This is a genomic window from Rhizobium album, from assembly GCF_003122325.1.
GTDB lineage: Bacteria > Pseudomonadota > Alphaproteobacteria > Rhizobiales > Rhizobiaceae > Metarhizobium > Metarhizobium album.
In genome coordinates this window covers 210,143-216,142 of the sequence record NZ_QFBC01000010.1, presented here as the reverse complement: position 1 = coordinate 216,142, position 6,000 = coordinate 210,143, and the positions used below count along the sequence as shown (strand labels likewise).

Below are 6,000 nucleotides of genomic sequence, written 5' to 3'. Positions count from 1 at the left end.
CCGAAAACGCCTGTCGCCCCCTCAAGGAGCTGGTCTTTCCACTGTTTGATCTGATTGGCATGCACGTCAAACTGCTGGGATAATTCCACCAACGTCTGCTCGCCTCGGATGGCGGCCAGCGCCACCTTTGCCTTGAAAGCCGGGCTATGGTTCCGGCGCGGTCGTCTCGTCATGGTATCTCCTGTTCCCGGCATCTAAGCCGAAGGCAGGCAGAATTTCCACTTATCTTGGCTGTCCAGATTTCCCGAGCCAGCTCTCCTTGCTTCGCGATATCGGCATGGAACCGTGCACGACGCCGGTGCGCAGCCCGCAATCGAACGGAATGGCCGAGGCCTTCGTCAAAACCTTCAAGCGCGATTACGTCGCGGTGAATCCCACCCCGGATGCCGAAACCGTCATGGCGCAACTGCCGTTCTGGTTCGACCATTACAATAATCTTCACCCGTACAGTGCTTTAGGATATCAATCGCCACGCGAGTTCATCAGTTCGCAATCTCAAACCTGAGCAGGTCTGGGCCTTTCGGGGTCAACTCCAAAAAGAAATTTTCATCCATATGATGGTTTTGCTTCGCCCACTCGAATAGCTCGTTGTAAGTCTGGAGGTACTTATTGATTGTTGCAACCTGTATTTCTTCCACGTTTGGCAACCCGAGGACTTCAGAAAGCGGCTTGCCGCGAGTAAGGGGGTTCTTTGCACGATTTCGAGGATAAACAAGCAGGGTATCCTTAGCTCGTTTTGCGTCCATCGCTGCCAAAGTTCGCTCATTCGATGTAGCGCCGAGAATTTCTTCCAATAACCTGATGTGGTCTGCTTTCTCGATGATCGTTTTCGCGGCCCACGCGTTGCCGCGTTGTCTCTCTCTACTGTGTGAGACGGCGAGGTCGCTGTTCGTCATCCCTGGCCCTGTCGTTGGCCTTAATGGATGATCATCGCTGACAGCAAATGCGTTCTTGAATCCGTATCGTTGCAGCGAGCTATTGTAGTCAATGACCGCTTCTGCGTAGTCGCGATACGACACCTGACCCATAATGCCTTCCTCCATTCGTGTGAGAAGATTGCTCCACTAAAGCATGGGATCAAACATCTGGACAGAATCTGCTTTAAACACTGACCAGTGGTTGCCGCCCGCAAATTTCACCAAAAAAGGACGATTTATACTTTAGATTACGAATCCTGATTTTTAGAATATTTAGAATATTACTTTTATTATTATATAAATATTGAATAATTTCCTACGCAAGCCAAGCCCAGTAGAATTTATTTTCTTCAATATAATATTTTAAGGGGGCGTCTAAAAAACGATCTTGAAGTTAATGAATATCGAATTAAGATTTAGTAAATATTCGGAGGAAAATATGGATAGCGTACAGCAGTCTTCTTTTGACTTGATTAATGAGATGTTTGAGAAGGTTCTGCTAAGGACCCCGGCGGAGGCGGAAAGCGGTTACTTCTTGGATTCAATTCTCCAGGGGGCTTTCGATATTTTTGGTGCCCTTTCAATTATAAGTTCGTCTGGCGAAGCACGGGCAAAACAAGACTTCGACATGCCTGTGGTGGCAATGTATCAAGGTCTACTCGGGCGGTTACCTTCCGCTGACGAGTTTAAATTCTTCAAGACTGCGATGGAGCAAGGCAGCATCGCCAAGGCGAACTTGCTGCCGATTTTCACGGGTTCGCCGGAATTTGCCCAGGTTAATCCGTCTCTCGGGAATTCACCCACCAATACAGATATAATCAATCTGTTCTACAAGAATTTCCTCAATAGGTCCGCGAATGTCGATGATGTCCGCCATTGGTCATCGTCTATAGATCGTGGCTTGTCGGTGCAGGATGTCGCGTATTCGATACTGACATCGGGGGAATTCCATGAAACGTTTGGCGCCGCAATTCGAAGCTATGTTGCAGATGTGGCAGATGGTGTTATCAACGACCCCGCCAATACCGGCTCGCTCGTAAAGCCAAGTGTTTCTCACAAGACGATCGAAGGCGAAGCAGGGGCGAACACCCATACTTTGGAAGCAGGCAAGCCGATCATAATCCATTACACCGATCCTTCTCAATCCAACGCCAGCGGCGGAATAGACAAGTTTTTGGTAATGGACGGGGCTCCAGGATCGGTTCAAATCAAACTGGAAGGCACGGCTTTCGCCGGCGCCGCGGCAAACAAAACTCTTCATGACGATGGCAGCTTCGTATTCGGGGGCAATCTCTTCAATACCTCAAGCGCTCCTGGATCGCTGCCCGCGGATCATGGCTTTTTCGTCGCGTATGGTGGCGAGCAGACGTTCAACGTTTTCGCACAACATCCAATTGGGAAAGCGGCCGAAAACCAGCAACTTCTAAGCGTCTTCCATTACAATGAAAGCTCACAGGTATTGACGCTTTATATTGACGTCGACGGTGACAAAAGCCTTCACAGCAACGACATGCAAATAGAGTTCAGCGGGATATCCCGCACGCAGCTCATGTCAACAGTGCTCGATCTGGGTATCGAGTTCGTCTGAACAATCTAAATCATGCTGGCGGTCAGTTTAATGCTGGCCGCCTGGTAGCGTTCGTCGTAAGCCCGCGAGCCTGGTTCACTTCGGGCACTTGTCTTTCTGGAGGGGAATATGGCTTCTATCCAAGGTATCTATCTTGCGCTTTTCGGTCGTCCGGCAGATCCGGCGGGCTTGGACTACTTCAATGGCGTTACCAATAACGGCTTGGATCTCTCCAAGATTAATGGGCTCACCGGAACGGAAGAATATCTTAGCCGGTTCACAGGCTTCGCCAACGAACAGATCGTAAACGCCTTGTTCAAAGCAATGTTCGGGCGCGATGCCGATGAGGGCGGTTTGAAGTTCTTCGTAGGCGAGCTTGCCGCAGGGCGCCTGACGATTGAAAACATTGCAATCCAACGTTTTGGACGGCGCTCTCAATGAAGATAAGGCAATCATTGACAACAAGCTGGTGGCCTCAGACCTCTTCACACGCAATCTCGACACATCGGAAGAGCAAGCTCTCTATGCCGGACCGATCGCTGCCGGTATGGGGCGTCAGTTTCTCGAGCCTGTAACGAAAGACCCCAGCACTGTCCCCACTCTTCCCCAGGTGAACGCCTTCATCGCAACGCTACCTCAAGGGGGAACGGGTCAACCAGCAGGCACCCTGTCAGTTCAACAAGTATTGGACGGCGCAGCAAACGGCAGCCATTACATCCTTGCGGATCGGCTCGACAAAATCGTGGCGAATCCCGACGTCATGAAGAATGCCGACAGCTATCAACTGACAAATTCGATCGGCGGCGTCGGCGCGGTCACGGTCGAAGGCGCCAAGGTACTGCTTGGAGCTAAGAATGCGTCAAGCTTCGACTACAGTCTCGCCGACACTGACGCTGCGATAAAAGGTGCTGCTGCATCAGTCATCAAAGAGGCCGACACGATTGCCGTAGTGGGAACGGAGCAAGGCGATACTCTCAACTATTCCGGCTTTGGCCGAGGCGTTATCCTCAGTGGTAACGGCGGCGACGATACCCTGATGGGAACTCAGTACAACGACAACCTGATAGGTGGAACGGGGAGAAACACCTATCTGCCAGGAAGTGGCAAGGACACCATCACCCTCACCTCCGGAGACTCGGTCGAAACAATTCGCATCGACACGACCGGTCTTGGCGGAGATCTAAACACCAAAAACACGCTCGTATACATCCAAGGCTTCGACAAAGCGGATAAATTCGCAATTTCGAACGCCGACGTTTTTACCGATACGGGGCCGACCTTTGACATAACAGACATACATTTTGCACCTTGGACAAATCCCACCCTCGCCAATTACACAGGTCTACATGGCAGCCAAGGGTTCGATCAAATTACGGGAAGCCTGATCGACAGTGATACTATCGCCGTTTACATCCTACCCAAATTGAACGCGACCGGAAGTGAGCTTGATAAAGTCGCCGACGGATCGCTGCTGATGCAAGGCCTAGGTGCGGGAACTGCACGCGCCTATGCCGATATCCGGGCTGACTGGTCGGGATATCTGGTCGCATACCAAAACGGCAATGGGTACGTCTACTGGGCGGATGACGCCAACTCTGACGGTAAACTGGTGGCTTCAGAAATCAGTCTCAAGGTAAAGCTCATGGGTGTCGCAGAAAACATACTAAGCGCTGATAATTTTGTGCTCAGTTGATCAAACGCCCGCCCGGCTTTAGTACTGGTGAAGGGACAGTCTTGACCGGCCTTGGGCCTAATGAGACCTTTTCTATTCGGCGTGTTGAGGTCAGGGCTGGCTCGGGAAATCTGGACAGGGGGATAAGTGGAATTTCTGCCTGATTTCGGCTTGGATGCCGGGAACAGGAGATATCATGACGAGACGACCGCGCCAGAACCACAGCCCGGCTTTCAAGGCGAAGGTAGCGCTCGCCGCGCCGGATGCGGTGGCGATGGCTTGCAAAGCCGTGCGTTCAAATTCGTCTGACCGCCATTGCCTGCAATATGAAGCGAAGCCGAAGATTATTGCGGCAGCCGGATAGGCAGCACAATGGCACGTCGAGCGGCCTGCCGGCGCCCTCCAGGCTTATGGGAACATGCAGCCACTGCATTCATCCGGGGAAAACACAGGAAATTCAGCCAGAAACCTATCCGCTCTCAGGTCTCATAACAGCCTGCCGCCGGTCTCCTGGATCATCTTCGTCAGGCTGCCCTGCGCCGGATAGAGCGGGATGAGGCAGGCCTGCAGCGCATGATAGATATCGCCCTTGCCGGGGAAAATCGTGTGCGCCGGTTTCAGGTCTTCCGTCAGTTCCTCATGCCAGCCGCCGTTCTCGTGGTCGAGGAAGGCGGTGGCGACGCTGTTCCAGATCTTGCGGTAGCTGGTTTCGTGAAAACTGCTGGGGGCGTGTTCGTTGAGGAAATGCGCCGCGCCGGCGCCTTCGCAGACCGGCCACCACAGTTTTTCGCGCTTGGCCGGTACGTCGTCCCAGTCGAGCGTGTAGAAGAAGCCGCCCTTGTCTTCGTCCCAGCCGAGAGCCATGGATTGTAAAAACAGGCCCTTGGCCGCCTCCGGCATCCAGTCGTGGCGCTTGCCGCCGAGCGACCAGAGTTGCAGCACCAGGCGCGCCCATTCCAGCCAGTGGCCGGGCGTGGTGCCGGACGGGCGGAACATCTCGTTGCCGCGGTAATGCTTGTCGAGCGCCCAGTTGCGGTCGAAATGTTCGGCGACACGCCAGCCGACGGAGCCGGCCGACCGGCGGATGACGAGGTCGGCGATGCTTTCCGCCTTGTCGAGATAGGTGCGTTCGCCGGTCGCTTCGAAGGCGGCCATCAGGGCTTCTGTGAGATGCATGTTGGAATTCTGGCCGCGATAGCTGCCGCCGTCGATCGGCGACCAGTCGGCGTTGAATTCTTCGGCGATGGCGCCGTGGTGCGGTTCCCAGAATTTCGTCTCGAGGATTTCGGCGACGTCGGCCAGCATCCGGTCGGCCAGCGGATGGCCGACCGTCTTGGCCGACGAGGCGGCCAGGAGCACGAAGGCATGGCCGTATCCCTGCTTGCTGGCGTCGGCCGGCCCGTTGCCGTCGAGGGTCCAGAAATAACCGCCGTTCTGCCGGTCGCGATGGTTTTCCCAGAGATAGGTCATGCCGTGGTCGACGATGTCGTCGGCGCCCGGCCGGCCGAGAAGGCTGCCGATGGAAAAGCAGTGGATCATGCGCGCCGTCGAATGGATGCCGCGCACCTGGCCCTGCGGATCGAGCGGCTTGCCGGCCTTGTCGAGATCGTTGAAGCCGCCCCTGGCGTTGACGGCCCGATACTGGAAGAAATCGAACAACCCGTCCGCCTGCTGCCAGAGCCAGCGGCGATGATAGGGACGCTCGGTCCATTTTGCCGTTGCGTTCGCCGCCTGCGCCTTGTCCGTCATCGAAGCCCTCCCGTGCCGTCCCGATGCTAATCGTTTGAATGCCTATAGCCGGCCGCTCCGGCAATGTCATCCGTCCTCCCGAACGAAATTCTCTT

Annotated in this window: 7 protein-coding genes and 1 pseudogene; 5 read left to right on the top strand and 3 right to left on the bottom strand. The window is 54.5% G+C overall.

Features of this window, described 5'->3' with window-relative positions:
- Positions 1 to 173 (bottom strand): transposase (locus DEM27_RS20895; protein ID WP_165823513.1); only part of this gene is annotated, 173 nt, incomplete at its 3' end.
- 92 nt (positions 174 to 265) lie between these two features.
- Here DEM27_RS20895 and DEM27_RS20890 point away from each other — a divergent pair.
- A pseudogene (locus DEM27_RS20890) lies at positions 266 to 505 on the top strand (integrase core domain-containing protein); the annotation flags it as partial.
- Here DEM27_RS20890 and DEM27_RS20885 read toward each other — a convergent pair.
- On the bottom strand, positions 483 to 1,028 hold the full coding sequence (locus DEM27_RS20885; RefSeq protein WP_128755542.1) for a hypothetical protein: 546 nt from the start codon (positions 1,026 to 1,028) through the stop codon (positions 483 to 485). The pseudogene DEM27_RS20890 and the gene DEM27_RS20885 sit on opposite strands and share 23 nt — an antisense overlap.
- 328 nt (positions 1,029 to 1,356) lie before the next feature.
- Here DEM27_RS20885 and DEM27_RS20880 point away from each other — a divergent pair, with 328 nt between their 5' ends.
- The 4 genes from DEM27_RS20880 to DEM27_RS20865 all read left to right on the top strand — a co-directional run bounded on the left by DEM27_RS20880 (position 1,357) and on the right by DEM27_RS20865 (position 4,520).
- On the top strand, positions 1,357 to 2,505 hold the full coding sequence (locus DEM27_RS20880) for a DUF4214 domain-containing protein (protein WP_165823512.1): 1,149 nt from the start codon (positions 1,357 to 1,359) through the stop codon (positions 2,503 to 2,505).
- A gap of 108 nt (positions 2,506 to 2,613) precedes the next feature.
- Positions 2,614 to 2,925, top strand: coding sequence for a DUF4214 domain-containing protein (locus DEM27_RS20875; RefSeq protein WP_109460180.1), 312 nt, complete (start codon positions 2,614 to 2,616; stop codon positions 2,923 to 2,925).
- The gene (locus DEM27_RS20870) at positions 2,882 to 4,177 is read left to right on the top strand and encodes a hypothetical protein (RefSeq protein WP_128755541.1); all 1,296 of its coding nucleotides are present in this window, start codon (positions 2,882 to 2,884) and stop codon (positions 4,175 to 4,177) included. Before DEM27_RS20875 ends, DEM27_RS20870 begins: the two co-directional genes overlap by 44 nt.
- A gap of 175 nt (positions 4,178 to 4,352) precedes the next feature.
- Entirely contained in the window at positions 4,353 to 4,520 is a 168-nt protein-coding gene (locus DEM27_RS20865) for a hypothetical protein (RefSeq protein ID WP_165823500.1), read from the top strand.
- A gap of 122 nt (positions 4,521 to 4,642) precedes the next feature.
- Here DEM27_RS20865 and DEM27_RS20860 read toward each other — a convergent pair whose 3' ends face one another.
- The gene (locus tag DEM27_RS20860) at positions 4,643 to 5,905 is read right to left on the bottom strand and encodes an AGE family epimerase/isomerase (RefSeq protein WP_109460177.1); all 1,263 of its coding nucleotides are present in this window, start codon (positions 5,903 to 5,905) and stop codon (positions 4,643 to 4,645) included.
- Between the last annotated feature and the right edge of the window lie 95 nt (positions 5,906 to 6,000).